The sequence below is a fragment of the Rouxiella badensis genome (assembly GCF_002093665.1).
Classification (GTDB): domain Bacteria; phylum Pseudomonadota; class Gammaproteobacteria; order Enterobacterales; family Enterobacteriaceae; genus Rouxiella; species Rouxiella badensis.
In genome coordinates this window covers 1-19,195 of the sequence record NZ_MRWE01000039.1, presented here as the reverse complement: position 1 = coordinate 19,195, position 19,195 = coordinate 1, and the positions used below count along the sequence as shown (strand labels likewise).

17 protein-coding genes are annotated in these 19,195 nt (G+C 52.1%); 15 read left to right on the top strand and 2 right to left on the bottom strand.

The annotated features are described in order from the left end of the window. Positions 1-142: 142 nt before the first annotated feature. From BS640_RS18945 to BS640_RS18900, 10 genes are all read left to right on the top strand, one after another. Positions 143-1,423: an ABC transporter substrate-binding protein gene (locus BS640_RS18945; protein WP_084913139.1), complete on the top strand. Its 1,281-nt coding sequence runs from the start codon at positions 143-145 to the stop codon at positions 1,421-1,423. Positions 1,424-1,513: 90 nt separating this feature from the next. Continuing rightward, complete coding sequence (locus BS640_RS18940) at positions 1,514-2,488, top strand: carbohydrate ABC transporter permease (protein WP_017491534.1); 975 nt, start codon at positions 1,514-1,516, stop codon at positions 2,486-2,488. A gap of 55 nt (positions 2,489-2,543) precedes the next feature. Beyond that, positions 2,544-3,374 carry a carbohydrate ABC transporter permease gene (locus BS640_RS18935; RefSeq protein ID WP_026110483.1) on the top strand — a complete coding sequence of 277 codons (831 nt, stop codon included), beginning with the start codon at positions 2,544-2,546 and terminating at the stop codon, positions 3,372-3,374. 55 nt (positions 3,375-3,429) lie between these two features. Further along, the gene (locus BS640_RS18930; RefSeq protein ID WP_084913138.1) at positions 3,430-4,551 is read left to right on the top strand and encodes an ABC transporter ATP-binding protein; all 1,122 of its coding nucleotides are present in this window, start codon (positions 3,430-3,432) and stop codon (positions 4,549-4,551) included. 43 nt (positions 4,552-4,594) lie between these two features. Beyond that, positions 4,595-5,884 carry a Gfo/Idh/MocA family protein gene (locus BS640_RS18925; protein ID WP_084913137.1) on the top strand — a complete coding sequence of 430 codons (1,290 nt, stop codon included), beginning with the start codon at positions 4,595-4,597 and terminating at the stop codon, positions 5,882-5,884. Between the two features lie 18 nt (positions 5,885-5,902). Further along, positions 5,903-6,802 carry an ROK family protein gene (locus tag BS640_RS18920; protein ID WP_017491530.1) on the top strand — a complete coding sequence of 300 codons (900 nt, stop codon included), beginning with the start codon at positions 5,903-5,905 and terminating at the stop codon, positions 6,800-6,802. Positions 6,803-7,131: 329 nt separating this feature from the next. Continuing rightward, complete coding sequence (agaR, locus tag BS640_RS18915) at positions 7,132-7,902, top strand: transcriptional repressor AgaR (protein ID WP_017491529.1); 771 nt, start codon at positions 7,132-7,134, stop codon at positions 7,900-7,902. A 54-nt stretch (positions 7,903-7,956) separates the two neighbouring features. Continuing rightward, positions 7,957-9,258 carry a D-tagatose-bisphosphate aldolase, class II, non-catalytic subunit gene (locus tag BS640_RS18910; protein ID WP_017491528.1) on the top strand — a complete coding sequence of 434 codons (1,302 nt, stop codon included), beginning with the start codon at positions 7,957-7,959 and terminating at the stop codon, positions 9,256-9,258. Then, positions 9,255-10,445, top strand: coding sequence for an SIS domain-containing protein (locus BS640_RS18905; protein WP_017491527.1), 1,191 nt, complete (start codon positions 9,255-9,257; stop codon positions 10,443-10,445). Before BS640_RS18910 ends, BS640_RS18905 begins: the two co-directional genes overlap by 4 nt. Positions 10,446-10,489: 44 nt before the next feature. Then, a complete protein-coding gene (locus BS640_RS18900; protein ID WP_017491526.1) occupies positions 10,490-11,344 on the top strand; it encodes a tagatose bisphosphate family class II aldolase in 855 nt (284 codons plus the stop codon). Here the strand turns inward: BS640_RS18900 and cho are convergent. Beyond that, on the bottom strand, positions 11,341-12,183 hold the full coding sequence (gene cho, locus BS640_RS18895; RefSeq protein ID WP_017491525.1) for an excinuclease Cho: 843 nt from the start codon (positions 12,181-12,183) through the stop codon (positions 11,341-11,343). The two genes, BS640_RS18900 and cho, sit on opposite strands and share 4 nt — an antisense overlap. Positions 12,184-12,428: 245 nt before the next feature. On the opposite strand from cho, the gene BS640_RS18890 reads away from it, so the two are divergent. The 3 genes from BS640_RS18890 to BS640_RS18880 all read left to right on the top strand — a co-directional run bounded on the left by BS640_RS18890 (position 12,429) and on the right by BS640_RS18880 (position 15,077). Then, on the top strand, positions 12,429-13,337 hold the full coding sequence (locus tag BS640_RS18890) for an SDR family oxidoreductase (RefSeq protein ID WP_084913136.1): 909 nt from the start codon (positions 12,429-12,431) through the stop codon (positions 13,335-13,337). Positions 13,338-13,427: 90 nt separating this feature from the next. Further along, positions 13,428-14,345, top strand: a complete 918-nt coding sequence (locus BS640_RS18885; protein WP_139802843.1) for an MBL fold metallo-hydrolase — start codon at positions 13,428-13,430, stop codon at positions 14,343-14,345. A 339-nt stretch (positions 14,346-14,684) separates the two neighbouring features. Next, entirely contained in the window at positions 14,685-15,077 is a 393-nt protein-coding gene (locus BS640_RS18880) for a helix-turn-helix domain-containing protein (protein ID WP_017491522.1), read from the top strand. Between the two features lie 503 nt (positions 15,078-15,580). Here BS640_RS18880 and BS640_RS18875 read toward each other — a convergent pair. Continuing rightward, the gene (locus BS640_RS18875) at positions 15,581-17,170 is read right to left on the bottom strand and encodes a glycoside hydrolase family 19 protein (protein WP_017491521.1); all 1,590 of its coding nucleotides are present in this window, start codon (positions 17,168-17,170) and stop codon (positions 15,581-15,583) included. Between the two features lie 397 nt (positions 17,171-17,567). Between BS640_RS18875 and BS640_RS18870 the strand changes: the two genes are divergently transcribed. Further along, complete coding sequence (locus tag BS640_RS18870) at positions 17,568-17,894, top strand: gamma-glutamylcyclotransferase family protein (protein WP_017491520.1); 327 nt, start codon at positions 17,568-17,570, stop codon at positions 17,892-17,894. A gap of 888 nt (positions 17,895-18,782) precedes the next feature. Continuing rightward, a complete protein-coding gene (locus BS640_RS18865; RefSeq protein WP_084913135.1) occupies positions 18,783-18,986 on the top strand; it encodes a helix-turn-helix transcriptional regulator in 204 nt (67 codons plus the stop codon). The last annotated feature ends 209 nt before the right edge of the window (positions 18,987-19,195 follow it).

Below are 19,195 nucleotides of genomic sequence, written 5' to 3'. Positions count from 1 at the left end.
TAGCCTTTCGTTTTTAACAAGATCGAAAGCAATCCGCACTGATTTAGGGCAAAAGTCGTGATATTGACACACCGAAATTTAGGGGATAGAAAGAATGTACGTTACGACAATGTTTATTTTTCGAACGACCAAGGGGATGTCAATGTCACGAACAAAATGCACCGCCTTTTTATTTAAACCGGCTTTATTTAGCCGTAGCATGATTACCTCAGCGATATTATTACCCGCCCTGTTTTCTTTATCTGCCCAAGCTGCCGATCCGGTGACATTACGCTATGCCGTGTGGGATAAAAACCAACTGGCGGCAGAACAACAGATTGCTAAGAACTTCGAAAAAGAAAACCCTGATATTAAAATTGATATTGAACTTACTCCCGCCGCTCAATATTTTGTTAAATTAGATGCAGCAGCAGCCGGCGGTGTTGCACCCGATATATTCTGGATAAACATGCCGTACTTTATCCAGTATGCCAAGAATGGATTATTAGAGCCGTTAAATAGCGACATCGAAAAAAGCAAATTAGATATGAATAATATCGTCGCTAGCTCGGTTAAAGCCTATCAATATAAAGGACAGCAGTTAGCCATCCCGCGTGACGTCGATTCCATTGCGGTCTGGTACAACAAGAAACTGTTCGATGAAGCCAAGGTCAGCTATCCAACCAATGACTGGACCTGGGACCAGCTCAAGGCCAAGGCAACCCAGCTCAAAGCCGGCCTGAAAGGGGACGAATTCCCGCTGGTAATGGACCTCAGCAACGATGGTCAGGACAGTTATCTTAACCTGCTCTATCAAAGCGGCAATAACGTCGTGCCGACCGACGGCAAACCCACCGACATCGCCAACGACAAGTCAATCTGGGTCTACCAGCAGCTGCAGGAAATGATGAAAACCGGGCTGCTACCCACTGCGCAGCAGATGAGCGAAGTTAAAACCGAAAACATCTTCCAGTCAAACCGCGCCGCGATGGCCTACGCCGGATCCTGGCTTGCTGCACCGTTCGCCAGCAATCCGTTGATTAACGACCATATTGGCGTGGTGATCATGCCAAAAATCGATCGCCAATCTGGTGTAGCCCACAGTCTCGGATTTGCCCTGTCGGCCAAGAGTACGCATAAAGCCGAAGCCTGGCGCTATATTCAGTTTATGAGCTCGGAGCCGTCTCAGGAAATCCTCGCCAAGGCGGTTATCCCTGCCAATAAGACCGCTGCCAAAGCCTGGGCCGCCAACATCAAGAACGTCGACGTCACGCCTTATATCGAAACCCTTAACTTTACCAAAGCCTATCCAACGGCCGGTACCAACACACCGAAATGGCAAAACATGTGGATAGCCAGCCTGAAGCGCATCTTCATGGGCGCGGACGCCAAACAAGAGATGGACAAGTCGGTTAAGAAAATCTCACGGGTCATGGAAGAGTAACGCTTAGCTAAAAAGTCCCTAAACACCTTCCAGCCGCGGAGATGACACCCGGCTGGAGAAGGTTTTTGCACACGAACTGAGGTATTCACCATGTCGCTTGCAGAATCGGTTTCCGTTGCGGTGAAACGGCAAACCGCCGTTACCCAAAGCGTTGACGCCACGTCTACCAAACCCGCCCGCCGAGTGCTGACTCGCCTGGAGCGCGCCGAACGCTTTTGGGGCTGGGTGATGGTCCTGCCTTTGCTGATAGGGCTGCTGGTGTTTTACTTTGTCCCCTTCCTGCAAAATATCTTCTACAGCTTCACCGATCTCGATCAGTTCATGCACTGGACGACCTTCAATCTCGACAACTACCGCGACCTGTTTACCGACGACGATTTTTACTCGGCGATTTTCAATACGCTGTTTTATGTTCTGGTCTGCGTGCCAATTAGCCTGACGCTTTCACTGCTGCTGGCGATCGGTCTTAACCAGAATATTCGCGGCAAGGCGCTGTTCCGCACGCTGCTGTTCTTGCCCGCCGTCACCATGCCTGCGGCGGTTGCGATGGTCTGGCAGTGGCTGTTTAACAAAGATTTTGGCCTTATCAACTACCTGCTGCACTTCTTCAATGTGTCGGCTATTGGCTGGCTTTCGGACCCTGAAGTGGTGCGCCTCAGCGTTTCCATCATCATTATCTGGTCCTCGTTAGCGCTGAAAATCATCATTCTGCTGGCCGGGCTACAGAACATTCCAAAATCGATTTACGAGGCGGCGGACATCGACGGCATCGGCACACTACGCCGCTTCTTCTGCCTGACCCTGCCGATGATGGTGCCGACGCTGTTCTTCGTTTCAGTCATGAGTTTTATCGAAGTGCTGCAAATCTTCGACGTTATCTATCTGATGTTTAACCGCTCGATGGTTGAGAACGACACCATGACCATCACCTATTTGTTCTTCAAGAATGCGTTCTACCTGCAGGAAAAAGGCTACGCCTCCGCCATCACCGTGGTGCTGTTTATCGTCACCATGCTGATTACCCTCATTCAGATGGCCATCGGCAAACGCCTGAAAGTGGCATAAGGAGTAGGACATGAGCCTGTTTTCAACCGCCTCTCAAGAACTGCCCGGCAGCGCAATGGCAGCGAAGAAGTTCAACGCTCAAAAATGGGCGGTGTACGCCTTTATGCTGCTCGCCAGCCTCGCCTCGGTAGTGCCGTTTCTGTGGATGCTGATCACCTCGCTGAAAACCCAAGCCGAGAGCATTCAGATCCCACTGCAAATGCTGCCTTCGCACCCGAACTTCTCGGCTTATGGGCGCATCCTGCACGAGATCCCGTTCACCGAGTTCTATATCAACTCGATCCTCTCGACCTTTTTCACCGTCACGCTACAGATGATGATCGCCACCATGGCCGCTTACAGCTTTGCGCGACTGCATTTTCGCGGCCGCAACGTCGTGTTCGTACTGTGTATTTCGATTCTGATGGTGCCGGGTCAGGCGTTTTTGATCCCACAGTTTCTGGTGGTGCAGAAGCTCGGGCTGCTCAATACCCTAACCGGGATGATCCTGCCCGGCATCTTCAGTATCTACGCCACTTTCCTGCTGCGTCAGTTCTTTATGGCGGTGCCCAAGGAGATGGAGGAAGCCGCGCTGATGGACGGCTACAACCACTTCGCCATCTTCTGGCGCATTATGCTGCCACTGATCCGGCCCGGCATTATTGCCTGCATCATCATCAACGGCCTGTGGAGCTGGAATAACCTGATGTGGCCGCTGATCGTCAATACCAGCAGCGACAAACTCACCCTTCCCGTCGGCCTGGCGTCGCTGTCGAGCCGAGCGGGGGAAGAGTATCCGATGCTGATGGCAGGCGCGCTGATGGCCATTATTCCCATGCTGATGCTGTTCATTCTTTTTCAGCGCTACTTCATTCAGGGCATCGCCAGCTCGGGCGTCAAGAGCTAGGCCTTTTTATCCATCACACTATTAATGTAATGCCCTGAAGGGGGAGGACTGAAATATGACTGGAATACAGCTGCACAGCGTTGAAAAAGTGTATCCCAACGGTTTTAAAGCGCTCCACGGTATCGATCTCGAGATCCACGACGGTGAATTTATGGTGTTTGTCGGCCCGTCGGGCTGTGCGAAGTCCACCCTGCTGCGGATGATTGCCGGTCTGGAAAGCGTCAGCGAAGGGCAAATCGTGATTCAGAATCAGTGCGTTAACGATACCTTACCGAAAGACCGCGGCATCGCGATGGTATTTCAGAACTACGCGCTCTATCCGCATATGACGGTCTATAAAAATATGGCCTTTAGCCTGATTGGCAAGGAGAGCAAACAGGAGATCGACCGACGCGTGCGTGAAGCGGCCGAAAAGCTGGAAATCACCAGCCTGCTACAGCGCAAGCCCGGCCAACTTTCGGGCGGTCAGTGCCAGCGCGTGGCGGTCGGCCGTGCCATCGTGCGCAAACCTAAGGTGTTTCTGTTTGATGAACCGCTCTCCAACCTCGACGCCAAGCTGCGCGTCTCGATGCGCGTACAGCTGATCGACCTGCATAACCAGCTGAAAAAAGAAGGCGTCGGCGCAACGATGATTTACGTCACGCACGATCAGGTCGAGGCGATGACCATGGGCGACCGTATCTGCGTGCTCAACCGTGGGCAGATAATGCAGGTTGATAAACCGGTGAATCTCTACCATTCACCGGCCAATCGATTCGTAGCGGAGTTTATTGGCAGCCCGTCAATGAACCTGCATGACCTCGCGTTAAGCCGTCAGAACGGAGACATTGGCCTGCGTCTTGGCGAACACGCGCTGCTGACGCTGCCGCCAGAACTTCAGGCTCAGCTAGGCGGTTATCACCACAACGAAGTCTGTCTTGGCATCCGCCCCGAGTACCTGCGCCGGGTCGAGGCCGGGACGCCAAACGCCCTTGCCGCCACCATCATGACCGTTGAACGCATGGGCAATGAAGAGCTGCTGCACTGCGACATTGGCGGGTATCGCTTTATCACTCGCGTCGCGACGCGGCACGACTGGGATCCTTTGCTGGGTGAAAAAATCTGGCTGGATTTCGCACTCGACCGCGCGCACCTGTTCGACAAAGAAACCGGCCTAAATCTAAAACAGCGTCATTAAAAATTACGGCCTTTTGTTCGCCTGAAACAAGTGGAGAATCGCAATGTCATTAACCTCATCTTCAGTTAAACCCGTCAGTGTGTTGGTGGTCGGCGCCGGTGCACGCGGGGAAATTTATTCACGTTACGCGCTGGCGCATCCCGAGCTGATGCGCGTGGTGGCCGTGGCCGAGCCGCGTGACGTCTATCGAGAGCAGTTCGTCGCGCAGCACGATATTGCACCAGAGAGCGTTTTTAAAGACTGGAAAGACGCTGCGGCGGAAGAAAAAATGGCCGACGCGGTGCTGATTTGCACTCAGGACAGTATGCACCTCGAACCGGCGCTGGCCTTCGCCGCCCTGGGCTATCATATGCTGCTCGAAAAACCGCTTTCTCCTGATAGCCAGGAATGTCGCGATATCGTGCAGGCGGTGCAACGCGCCGGGGTGATTTTCTCGGTCGGCCACGTGCTGCGCTATACCCGCTACACCCAAAAACTCAAGCAGCTGCTGCGTGATAAAGCGATCGGTGACGTGGTTAGCATGCAGCACCTCGAGCCGGTCGGATACTGGCATCAGGCGCACTCCTTCGTACGTGGCAACTGGCGCAACGACCAACATTCGGCCTCAATGCTGCTGCAGAAATCCTGCCATGACATCGACTGGATCCGCTACATCATGGATACCCCATGCGAACAGGTCAGCTCCTTCGGCGGCCTGCGCCATTTTCGCGCCGAGAACCAGCCTGCCGGAGCCGCCGACAACTGCCTCGACTGCGGCGTAGAGTCACAATGCCCCTACTCAGCCAAAAAGATCTACCTCGGCGACACGCATAAATCGACCCAGGGTTTTCTGCGCGTACTCACGCCGGACGTCAGTCAGGAGAATCTCCTCGCTGCACTGCGCAACGGGCAGTACGGCCGCTGCGTTTACCGCTGCGACAATAACGTGGTCGATCATCAGGTCGTCAATATTCAGTTCGCCGGTGGCAAAACGGCCTCCTTCACCATGACCGCCTTTACCCGCCATGAAGACCGTAAAACCCAGCTGTTTGGCAGTCACGGCACGCTCGAAGGCGACGGTCGCTTTATCCGCATCACCTCGTTTATCGACGACAGCGAGACGGTCTATGACGTAGACGATATCGACAGCATCGACCCGGCGCAAAGCAGTACCATGAGCGGCCACGGCGGCGGTGACTACTACCTGATGGCACACTTCATCGACGCCATACGCCGCAACGATGCCAGCCAGATCCTCTCTGGCCCGAGAGAGACCCTGGAAAGCCATCTGATGGTCTTTGCCGCCGAGCGAGCACGCCGCGAATGTGCCGTTATCGCCGTGCACTCTGCCTGACTCGCGAGGAGAAAATGGATGCGCTATGGATTTGATATCGGCGGCACCAAGATTGAAATGGCGGCCTTCGACGACCGGCTTAACCAGGTATTTTGCCAACGCGTTAATACGCCGACCGCAGACTATCAGCAGTTTCTGGACTGTGTGAAAACGCTGGTCGCGCAGGCAGACATGACTCTGCATACGCGCGGCAGCATCGGCATCGGCCTGCCCGGCGTGACCGATCCCATCAGCCATAAACAGCTGTCGGTCAACGTGCCCTGCCTCTCTGGCCACTGCCTGGGAGACGACCTCGCTAATACGCTGGACCGCCCGGTGACCATTGAAAACGACTGCCGCTGCTTTGCCCTGTCGGAGGCCAGCACTGAACAGACGCGTGCGCACGATATCGTATTCGGGGTGATTATCGGCACCGGTGCAGGCGGCGGATTAGTGCTGAATCGGCACCTCTACAAGGGCAAAAATGGGCTGGCGGGTGAATGGGGGCATACGCCTATTTCTGCCCAGCTGGTGCAGCGCTATGACCTGCCGCTGTTTGCCTGTAGCTGCGGTCTTAGCGGCTGTTTCGAGCGTTACGTTTCAGGACGAGGACTGATGGCACTCAGCCAGCATTTTCATCATCAGGCCACCAGCGTACCGGACCTGTTGACGCACTATCGTCAAGGCTGCCCGCTCGCTCAACGACTGATCGCGATGTATATCGATATTCTTGCCAGCGCGTTGGCTAGCCTGCAACTGATGCTCGACGTCGATGCGTTCGTGTTTGGCGGCGGCCTGTCGAATATTGCGGAGATCTACCAACTGCTGCCGCAGGCGATGCGCGGCTGGCTATTCGCTCACAGTCAACCGGCAGCGATTTTACCGCCGGTGTATGGCGACAGCAGCGGCGTGCGCGGTGCGGCTCTGCTTGACGGATGAAGGGATAAATTATTTTCCGCCGGGCAAGCGAAAGACAAAACGCACAGCCAGAGGGGCCGTCTTTCACTCTGTGCGGATTGCACGGTGAAACAAATCGAAAGAACGGCTGATTCATAACGTTTTTGGCGCTTTATACGCCATATGTTGTGCTTTCGATTTAGTCTCAATCGAAAGAAAAAATAAAATTAAACATATGATATATAAAGATTTATTGTGAAAAATGACGTTGATTTTCAGTGTTCCGTTTGTTGTAATCAAGCCGAAACACTGAAAGCAGCAAGGTTGTCGTAAGCGGAAACGTGGCCGCTGCCTCGGGAGAATAAACGCCAATGATAAATACGCTAAAACGTCGGGAATTGATCATCGACCAGCTGTGCCGCGAGGGGTCAGTGCGGGTCGAAGAGCTCAGCGGGCAGTACGACGTATCGAGCGTGACCATCCGTAACGACCTGCGTTATCTGGAAAGAAGCGGCTGTGCCGTGCGCGCCTACGGAGGCGCCAAACTAAACAAACAGTTCGTATTTGACCGCCCGCTGCAGGACAAGGGACGCATTAATCGCGACGTGAAATACACCATCGCCTGCGCCGCCGCCGCGCTGGTCAATGATGGAGATTCGATAATCCTCGATTCGGGTTCAACCATCAGCCAGATGGTGCCGCAGCTGCAGGGCAAACAGGAACTGGTGGTGATGACCAACGCACTGAACATTGCGTTTGAGCTGGCAAGCAATGAGCAGGTCGACCTGATGGTGATTGGCGGCAGCGTGAGGCGCAAATCGTGGTCGCTGTACGGCCCATCGGCCGAGCAACACATTCGTCAGTATCGTTTCGACAAGCTGTTTCTCGGCGTGGACGGTTTCGATTTGGTCAGCGGCATCACCACGCCAAATCCCGGCGAGGCGCAGCTGAACCGTGCCATGTGCGACGTGGCGCGCGAAGTTATCGCCGTGGCGGATGCCAGCAAGTTCGGCCGCACCAGTTTCTGCATGATCCGTGAGATAGGTCAGATCCAGAAATTGGTCACCGACAGCGGCATTCCCGAGGAGTACCGCCGAAAACTGCAAAGTTTAGGGGTTGAGGTCATCATCGCCGACAGCTAAAGGGCCGGCGTATCCAAACATTCTGTCCGTTGAATATCCTGCTAAGGAGTTTTCATGCAACAACTACTTTCGCTGATCCAGCGCCATAAATCCGGAGAGCCGGTTGGCGTGTTCTCTGTCTGCTCGGCGCATCCCTGGGTTATCGAGGCTGCGCTGCGTCAGGCACTTCAGCGAGGCAGCGCAGTGTTAATTGAGGCGACCTCCAATCAGGTCAATCAGTTTGGCGGCTACACCGGCATGCAGCCGCATCAGTTTCGCGATGCCGTCTGGCAGCAGGCAGATGCGCTGGGGCTGCCGCGTGACCGCGTATGGCTCGGCGGTGACCACCTTGGCCCCAACGCCTGGCAGGATAAAGACGCAGAACAGGCGATGGCGCTCGCCGATACGCTAATAGCCGACTATGTCGCCGCCGGATTTCGCAAGATTCATCTCGACTGCTCAATGTCATGCGCAGGCGATCCCTTCCCGCTCGGCGACGAAGAAGTTGCCCGCCGCGCAGCGCGCCTGTGTGCCGTTGCCGAGAAAAGCTGGCAGCAGCACGGCGGTGAAGCACCGGTTTATGTGATTGGCACCGAAGTGCCGGTACCGGGCGGTGCGCAGGGCGAACTCGAGGAAGAAGAGATGCACGTCACCACGCCGGATGCCGTCGAAACCACGCTGGGCGTGCACCGCAGCGCGTGGATGGCACAGGGTCTCGCAGCGGTCTGGCCGCGTGTGATTGCCGTCGTGGTGCAGCCGGGCGTCGAATTCGACAACCACAGCGTAGAGCGTTATCAGCCTGAGCGAGCACGTCAGCTCACTCGTTTTATCGAGAGCTGGCCCACGCTGGTGTATGAGGCGCACTCCACCGATTATCAACCCCCGCAGGCCTACCGCCAGCTGGTGCGTGACCATTTCGCCATTCTAAAGGTGGGTCCGGCGCTAACCTTCGCACTGCGCGAGGCGCTGTTTGCCCTCGACCACATCGAGCGCGAGTGGCTCGGCGAACATCAGGCATCACACCTTTGTGCGACGCTCGAGCAGGTGATGTGCGAGCGCCCTGAACAGTGGCGTCGCTATTATCCCGGCAAACCGCATCAGCAGCATTTGTATCGCCAGTACAGCCTGAGTGACCGCGTGCGCTATTACTGGCCGCTGCCGGAGGTATCACAGGCCGTCGAGGCATTGCTGGAGAATTTGCGTCAAAACCCGGTCCCGCTGGCGCTGCTGAGCCAGTATCTGCCCGAACAGGCGCGCGCCATTAACGCCGGAACACTCTCTTCCGATCCCGAGGATTGGGTATTACATAAAATCAGTGAAGTGCTGACGGATTACGCCGATGCCTGCCAGCCCGCTGCGAAGGAGCACGTATCATGAGCCACTATTTTTCCTACAGCACAGACTGGCTGGAACAGCACAACGCGCTGCACACCGCACGCGAAATATGGAATCAGCCCGACCTGTGGCGTCAGTTGCATCAACAGCTCACCGAGGACAGCGGACAGTGGCAGCCTTTCCTGCGGCCGCTGCTTGAAAACCCGCGTCTGCAAATTGTGCTGTGTGGTGCGGGCAGTTCGGCCTTTGCCGGTCGGGCGCTCGCGCCCTGGCTACGCCAGCAGACCGGCCGCGACGTGGTGGCCTATGGCACCACGGATATCGTCGCCAATCCGCATCAGTATCTCGACCGTTCGCGTCCTACGCTGCTGGTATCTTTTGCTCGTTCCGGCAACAGCCCTGAAAGCGTCGCCAGCGTGGCGCTGGCCGATCAGCTGGTACCTGAATGTTATCACCTGATGTTGGTGTGCAATCCCGACAGTCAGCTGGCGCAGTATGCCGAAGGCCGCGACAACGTGCTGGCCGTAGTGATGCCGAAAGGCTCCAACGATCAGAGCTTCGCGATGACCTCGAGCTTTAGCTGCATGATGCTCGGCGCGGCCTTGCTGCTCGGCCCGCAGTCGCTCGATGAAGCCTACCCGCCGCTGAATCGGATGGTAGAAAGCGGCTACCGCCTGCGCGAAAGCCTGCAATCTCAGGTCAAGAAGCTGGCACACAGCGGCTTCACCCGCTACATCACGCTCGGCGGCAGCTGTTTTACCGGACTTGCGGAAGAGGCCTCGCTGAAGATGCTGGAACTCACCGCGGGACGTATCGTTACCCGCTACGACTCGCCGCTGGGCCTGCGTCATGGCCCCAAGTTTATGGTCGATGACCAGACGCTGGTGTTGATGATGTTTTCCGGCGACGGTTACGCGCGCAAATACGATCTTGACCTGTGGCACGAGCTGAAACGCGATGGCCTGGTGCAGCAGATGGTAGGGCTCAGCGGCGAAGCCGACGTACAAGACCATTCTGACATTCAGACCCTGCATAACGAACGCGAAGACGTGTGGATGATGTTCCCTTACCTGCTGTTCGCCCAGATGCTGGCGATGGAGACCTCGCTGGCACATGGCCTGACGCCGGATAACCCTTGCCCAACCGGCGAGGTGAATCGCGTGGTGAAAGGGGTCACGATTTATCACTATTCAAAACCCGTTAATCCGGCCAGTGCTTCCGCACTCTGACGGATATAGACGACGGTTTTTTTGCGCCAATTCAGGGAGTTTCCATGTATTTAGTCTCTAACCGCGAGATGTTAAATAAAGCGCAGCGCGAAGGTTACGCGGTGCCTGCTTTCAACGTGCACAATCTGGAAACGGTGCAGGTGGTGGCAGAAACCGCCGCCGAGATGGGCTCGCCGGTGATCATGGCCGGTACGCCCGGCACCTTCAGCTATGCAGGAACGGATTATCTGGTCGAGATCTGCCAGGCCGCCGCCCGACGCTATAACCTGCCGTTGGCTCTGCATCTTGATCACCACGAAGAGATGGGCGATATCGAGGACAAGGTCCGGCAAGGGATCCGATCGGTGATGATCGACGGATCGCACTTGCCGTTTCGCCAGAACATCGAGCTGGTGATGCAGGCGGTAAAACTCTGCCATCGATACGGTGCCAGCGTTGAGGCCGAACTGGGCAGATTGGGGGGGCAGGAGGACGATCTGGTGGTCGATTCAGCCGACAGTTTCTTCACCGATCCTTTGGCCGCGAAGGAGTTTGTCGAGGTGACCGGGATCGACTCGCTTGCGGTGGCGATAGGATCAGCACACGGACTGTATCAGGGCGAGCCTCGGCTCGATTTCGACAGGCTGGAGAAGATCCGCCAGCAGGTGGAAATTCCGCTGGTATTGCACGGCGCCTCTGGCATTCCCGAGGCGATGATCGCCCGGGCCATCGCGCTCGGCGTATGCAAAGTGAACGTTGCCACCGAATTAAAAATCGCCTTCGCCGATGCGGTTAAGGGCTATTTCAGTGAAAACCCTGACGCCAACGATCCGCGTAAATATATCACGCCCGGCAAGCAGGCGATGAAAGAGGTGGTGGCCGAAAAGATCCGCATCTGCGGCAGTGCGGGCAGGCTCTAATCCAATAGCGTGATGTTCAGCCCCTGGTGCCTGAACACATGCTGGCAGAGGATCTTATAGCTGTCGCGGTCAAAATGAGGCGTCGCGGTTTGTACGCCTTTGGCCGCCTCAAGCGTGCTGACGGTGCCCAGATAAAACCAGTTGTTCAACACGTGATATTCCGTCTGCTGGCCTGATTTTTCTTCGATAGCGATCCGTCCCGGATAGGGCCAACTGCGAACCTTCATCGCCTCAAGCGCCATTTTGAGGCGCGTCTGGTGCTCCACCCGCGTCTCTTTGCCACAGCACAGGCCGGCGCAGCGCCCCAGAGAAAAACGGAAGCAGGCTCGCTTGGCCGACAGTTTCTCCAGCCCCAGCGCGCCGTAGCAGAGCTTCTGCTCGTCGGCGATATCGCGCAGTTTTTCAATAGCCGCAAACTTGGTTTTAAACAATCCGAAGAGATCTTCCGAGGTCGAAAAGTCGAGCTCGTTGCTGAAAACAATGCCCGTCGTCTGATCATCAACCCGCAGCGAGCAGAGCTTGCGGGTTACGCGCAGTCGTTTATTAAACAGCGGCCGCCGGTCCTTGATCATCTTCGACTCAAGCAGCAGTGCGCCTATTTCCCCAACCGTTTCTACGTACTCGATATTGCAGGTCATGCGCAGTAGTTTCGCCTCATCCACGGCTCTGAAATGCGCCAGCACGCGGCTGCGGATATTAACGCTTTTGCCGATATACAGCGGAAACGTCTGGTCCTGCCCATAGAAAATATAGACCCCACTGCGCGCGGGCAGCGTCTCGAGCGTATGGCGAAGGTGTTCCGGATACTGGTAAAGCAGAGGCGTATTTTCGTTTGGCATAGGGCGCTTTTTAATAAGATAAACAGAGCTGCGAGGCGTTTTTTAGGGCAAAAAATAGACAATGCGGATTCTACTGAATATCTATACAGGGTTCAAGTCTGATTCCGTTCCATGAGTCTCCAGCATCGTGCAAACAGAGTCAGTGTAAATAAGGAAAATAATCAGCAGAACAATCTGAATATTTCAAAAAGGTAATTTTTTACACTAGGCTTTAGGTATGTTTAACCTAATGGAAGGAGCACACAATGAGCAACAAGCAAAATTCCCCCACCTCAAATATTCTGGGCAATGCTGAGTCTTATCCTGTTCCGCCGTTTAAACAGCAGAAACAACCTTTCCCGGGTCTGGTGAGCGAGATGTCTCCGCGCCCTGATCACGGGGAGAAATCCTATCGAGGCAGCGGTAAACTGACAGGTCGCAAAGCACTGATAACCGGCGGTGACTCTGGTATCGGCCAAGCCGTTGCGATTGCCTATGCCCGTGAAGGCGCCGACGTTGCTATCAACTACCTCCCCGCCGAGGAATCAGACGCGAAGGAAGTGATCGCGTTAATCAGGGAAGAAGGCCGCAAGGCGGTGGCCATTCCGGGTGATATCCGCGATGAAGCCTTTTGTCAGAAGTTGGTAAAACAGGCAGCGAGCGAGCTTGGCGGCCTGGATATTCTGGTTAATAACGCCGGTCGTCAGCAGTTCTGCGAGTCCATCAAGGATCTGACTACAGAGGCATTTGACGCGACCTTTAAAACCAACGTTTATGCGATGTTCTGGATAACAAAAGCGGCGCTCGACTACTTGCCGCGTGGTGCCTCAATCATTAACACCACCTCCGTACAAGCCTATAAGCCAAGCGAAATCCTGCTCGACTATGCGCAGACCAAGGCATCTATCGTCGCTTTCACCAAGTCTCTTGCTAAACAGCTTGGTCCTGAGGGTATACGCGTAAACGCCGTCGCACCGGGCCCTTACTGGACTCCGCTACAGGTTTGCGGTGGGCAACCACAGGAAAAAGTTGAAGTGTTTGGCGAAGAAGCGCCTCTTGCGCGCCCCGGTCAGCCGGCCGAAATTGCGCCACTTTACGTTACCTTTGCCTCGGCCGATAACAGCTACTCATCCGGTCAGGTTTGGTGTTCTGACGGTGGAACCGGTACCGTTTAAGCTTCTTTTCTCTCTCGATATTTTGTTGTTGCATACGCCTGTTTCAGGTTGTATTTCTTAAAGACCGACGGTCTTTACACAAGGTAAGGTATGTCAACGATAGAGCGAGAAGAGTCCTGGGCTGCGACCATGCGAGTTTGCATGCCGTGGCCCGGAATAATGGCTTTTTATGATGGCCGTATCGAAAATAAAAGGCTTTATAGTCAGGAAGCTAACTGGCTTGATGACGGTGCCTATTCTCTCGGCACCGCCACTTACGTGATTTATCAAGGCACTGAGGCCGTGGTTTATGACACCCACATGAGCCTTCGGCATGCCGCTTTCATTCGTCACACTCTACAATCCCAGGGTATTACAGACATTCGCGTCGTCATGAGTCATTGGCACACCGATCATGTGGCGGGCAATGGCGCGTTCAGTGACTGTGAAATTATCGCCTGTGACCTTACACGGGCGTTGCTCAGCGAAAATCGCGAACGCCTGGAGACCGGTAAGCCACCGATTAAGCCGGTGGTGATGCCTACCGCAACTTTTCACAATTGTTTGACTCTGCATGTCGGCACTATCGAGCTTGAGCTGAGGCAACTGGACATTCATAGCGCTGACGGTGTGGTGGTAAAAATCCCTTCTCTGGGCCTGGTTCTGGCCGGTGACACACTTGAAGATACGCTGACCTACGTGACGGAGCCTGATAGGCTCGACACTCATCTCAAAGAACTTGCCCGTTTTAAACAATGGCATTTCCAGTGGCTATTACCTAATCACGGCAGGTATGAAATCATTGAGCTGGGCGGCTATCCGCGTGAGCTTATCGATGCGACGGAAAAATATGTGGCCCAACTTATCAGGCTTAAAACCGACTCCAGCCTTGCCAATCTTTCGCTGAAGGAGTTTGCCGCAGAGTCTCTGGCAACCGGCGCCGTTGCCTGGTTTGAACCCTATGAAGCCGTACACCGGCACAACGTCGAACAAGTTTTGGCGCTCGAGGGCACTTACGTGGACTACTAAGGGGTAAATGCCCCTTTTTCCCTGCCATAACGATCCATCCCCGCTTAATTTTGCCTTTTACATCCGTTATGCGCCCTTTTGATTAATACACCGGACTTATAGAAAAAATGGGTCCATATTAGAACAGCGTTTAAAAGTCCACCGCTCTATATTAAACAATAATCTCCTTTTTATCGAAAAACCTCTTTCGATTGAGTTTTTATAATTTAATCGAGGCGGACGGGTGGCGTGAAAAACGCATGATGATATTTTATGAGTTATTAATAGAGTGCTGTTAGTTTAACCTAAAAATCATGTGTTTGAGATATTTAACGCAAGAGAACTTAGAATTACCTAACTATGATGACTCCCGGTGACCGCATTAAATTGCGACGAAAAGAGATGAAATACACCCAGCGCAAACTTGCATCGGTTGTGAAGGTCTCCCATGTCACAATTTCACAGTGGGAGAGCTGTGACACCACGCCCGGTGGCAGGAACCTGTTTGCTTTGGCTAGCGCACTCAAGTGTACGCCTACCTGGATTTTATATGGCGATACAGAGACTTCTCCCATCCCCATTGAATCCATTGCCCCGCCCCTGGCAGAGCGCGAGCTAGAACTGCTGCGGCTTTTCGCTTACCTGCCCGAGTCTGAGAAAGAACGGCACATGGCCGAACTGCAAAGTAAGGTCGACGAGTTCAATAAGCTTTTTGCCGAGCTTTTACACGCAAGAAACGAGCTCAACATATAAATATTCGCGCTAATTATTGGCCTGGATTATTATTTCATCGATTGTTAGGCCAACCTAACAAGGTTGATTGATTTACATTCAACAGTTAAATTTAGCTAACAATAAATATAAACCTTAAAAAACTTTATCGAAAATTTAATCATTTATTTACAAGATTAAATCATGAGCTCATGAAAGTTAAGGCAAAGCGCGACGCATTTAATTTTTATGCATCCCCTCTGTCAGTTAGAAACTTATCTCTTCAGATAGCCTGTTTAATAAATAATAAATGCTTAGTGTGCGGTAAACACAGCGTATTTTACCGTCACTGCCGAAAGAATGATGGAGACTGTCGCTCCCTGTAAAGCACATAAATCCGCAGGGTGCGCTGGAATCGAGGTTGAGTGCGGCGGTGTGACTTATATCTGGACGCGGCGACAGGGCCGGGAGTGTCTGAGCGATTCGCCCCTTCTTATTAACTGAAGGGGCGATATGTTAAACAAACATCAACGGAGACGCGCTAGTTAGTTCTTGATAACGACGTCAGGGAAACTCGCTTTAACGCAGCGAGTGTAATCCCCTTTGGTCAGCGCGCTAAAATCGTTTTCCTGCCAGTTAACAAGTTTACATGCATAGGACTTGCCACCTTTATTTTCAGCAACATAACTATCATCCTTCACCCAGAACAACGGCATGGCCGCTGAGCTGGCCTCGCTAAATTGTTTCATGCCTTTACAACCCAGCACTTCACTGTCAGGTACGGGTACCCCAAATTGCTTGGCAAATTCTTTGTAATACTGGATACGGTTTTGAGACTGTTGAACTTCCACGCTGCCGCCACATTCCACGCCACCGTTAATGATTTGGGTGGTGACACCAAAACCAGGAACCAGCCCATTAGCCTTGTCTGCCGCATTAGGCTGCCAGCTGCCATCCATCACTGCTTGCATGCTCGGTTTAGGGGGCTGTGGTTGAACATAGAAAAATATTGCACTGGCCAGGTTGAGCCAGGTGTCGGCTACGCGATGGGGTTCTTTTAGTAAAACGTTCACATCGCCAAACATGGCTTGTGAAAAGGCACCATAGTTGAAGTTATAGCTCAGTTGTTTCGCCCCGCGGCCAAAATAGCTCAGCGCATTACCTTGTTTGTCTTTTGCACAAGGCCAAGCTTTTCCCTGCCAGGTGGTAGGATCACAGGTAGCACCCGTGTATTTATCATAGGACGTTTCATTCAGGCCCATTTCCCGGACCCAATGCAATCCTTGTTGCCACTGCGCTACATCACTTTGGTTGGCATGTTCCCCGGTTTCCTGAACAAAGTGAGCAAACATGGTCGCCAGTGTCTTTTTACAAATCCCATCGGCGTCCTGCCCATTTTCGCTATCAGCACAAAGAACGGGGAATTTCCCGACTGCCTTCAAGAAGTTTTCATAGGTGTAAGCAGGGTCGCGGTGTGGGAAGAAGGTATTCCATTTCTCTGCCGTCACCAACTCTTCAACGCGTTTCACGTTGGAAGGATTGTTCGCCGCACCGGGTTTAATTTGCTCAACCTTTTCATTGCTCAGGGTGCGGATGGCTTTTTTCACTGCAACCAGTTGCGAGGTGTTTGTCAAAGCATCTTCACGCTCATTCAGCGCTTTCTGGGTGAGTTCCATACCCGGTTCAGGCGCGAGTCCGTGCAGACTCCACGCTGATTCCCATGCCCAGCCATCGCCTGGTGCATAGGCCGAAGGTTCCCCACTACACCAGTTAGCAACCTGACATTGATAATCTTTGCCTTTATTGCTGACAATCTCGCCCATTTTGTAATGTTTGCCTGACTGGTATTGCGGATAGTCAGAAGGTCCAGGCGTAGGGTCTGTATCCGGGTCCGTATCCGGGTCTGTATCCGGGTCTGGGCCTGGCGTGGGGTCAGTATCCGGGTCAGTTGAAGTGCCGATTTTTTTCCATACGTTTTCCCAGATATGGGCTACTGAGGCATTCGGTTTTTCACCTGGGTTGGCATACCATTGAGATTGATAATCACCCCCCTGATGGGTGACTTTTTCTCCGCCAGGATAGGCTTTTTTAATATCATATTTATCATAGGCATGTAGTTGGAATGACAACAACATGCTGGCGGTAAGGAGGGATAATGCCATCCCCTGGAGTTTGTGTGTTTTTTTCACTTAAGTGCACCCTTTTAAAAACGTAACAATGTGATTTTGTTCGTGGTGTAACAGAGGGCGCAAATGTAAACATTATTAACATGTTGAAATATTGTTTGATATCAAATTAGTTTTTTAGCTAGAGAGTTCTTACCTTTAAATAGAAATTTCTTGGCAGAACCCATGGGCGTGATGGAGGAGTGGCCAGTTAAATGTCATGCTCAAGTACGGCTTTATTAAAATCGGCCATCATCGGAGTCGGTTCACGACCATTAGCAGACGCTGATGAATTTTCCTTGCCTCTGCTCTGGATGAAAAAGTAGATAATGAGATATCCTAATTATTGTTTTAACCAGGAGAATGTATGGAAAGTCTGTTTGTTTACGGAACGCTGGGACCAGGCCGTCCTAACGCTCATATTCTCGAAAAGATAGGTGGTACATGGCGCGAAGGGCATGTCGCAGGCTCTCTTATCAATGAGGGTTGGGGAGCCGAAATGGGTTATCCCGGTATTATTTTGGATAACTCAGGCAATAGCGTACAAGGATTCCTTTTTACGTCAGAGAATTTACAACGTCACTGGCAAGTACTTGACGAATTTGAAGGTAGTCAATATGAGCGTGTGCCCGTCAATGTTACTACCGATAACGGGGAAATCGTCAGTTCCTGCATATACATGTTAAAAATATAATTGCCTTAAGCCTGCTAATCTGGCCTGCCCTCCGTTAATTAGTACACCCCGATTAGTAATGTCTTCTTTTTGACCCGCTCCAGCGCATCTGAGAGGGCAAAACGGCTCGTATACAACTTACCTTTACCAATGCCCACCCTGTCAATCTTCACAGTTTTCCAGTCCAGAAAACTATCATCCTAAGCGGGAATAGGTTTGGTGAAATATCGGATCAAAACACTTTTAACTCAAAAAAGCTGCCATATGGATAGCGTTTAAAATCTGGGTAAGCTTAGTAACAGGATAAGTCGTGAAGGTGGCGAGGCTTAAATCTAACGTTTTACGAGTAATGACTGTGAAGATGACGGACAACGAAAAAAGGGAACCCGTTTAAAGGCTCCCTTCTTGAAGTTGATGCTAAATCGTAACTCTGTGTCGATTTGAATTTTTGATTTTCACACCCACTTTCTAACGCCGGTCAAAAGACTTTTCTGACCCACGTTTTAAGAATGATGGTGCCGGACTCGGAATCGAACATCACTTTATTCCTATGTTTTAAATGAATAAAAATATCTATACTTCTATTTTACCAACTCACTTTTACCAACAAATGGCAATGCAAGTCAATTTAAATCAATAGATTACGGTAGTGAACGTCAGTGAACAATACTGAACATCAAACCGCATGAGACGTAAAGCTTATGGTCAACATCTTCACATCCGCTACCGTCGGGAAAATAGCACTTTTTGCTAAATAACCTAACCAACTGTTTTTAATTAACTTAGTTGTGATTTTAGATGCTGACACCTCAAATGCGATGAAAAATCCAGATATTTTTCGTAAATGTGCTTGATCGTCATAAGCGATATTCGAATAATACATTCCATCAAACGACGATGGAGAAATATATGACGCAGAAGAAAAAACTAATTCGCATTTCTGAAGTAATCAACCGGACCGGTTATGGTCGGACGTGGATTTATAACCTAATCAAAAATAATCGTTTTCCAACACCTGTTAGAACCGGTGAAAGAACTATCGCCTTTGTAGAAAGTGAAATCGATGCTTGGATTGATGAAAATATTTTTTCCTCACGGAATCAAGCCGCGTAAAAATCATTACTACCTACTATTAATATGATTCACGGTTTCTAAAGTACAACGTCTCAAAATCGCATACAGAGCATTTTAAGGCTATATATGAGAAATTTTATATGCTTCGAGTAAAGGCTGGATTTTATCCGGCCTTTTTTATTTATTCTTTTATCTAATTAAACATGGTTTTTTAAATATTTTTCATTCTCTATTGACGGGTAATATAT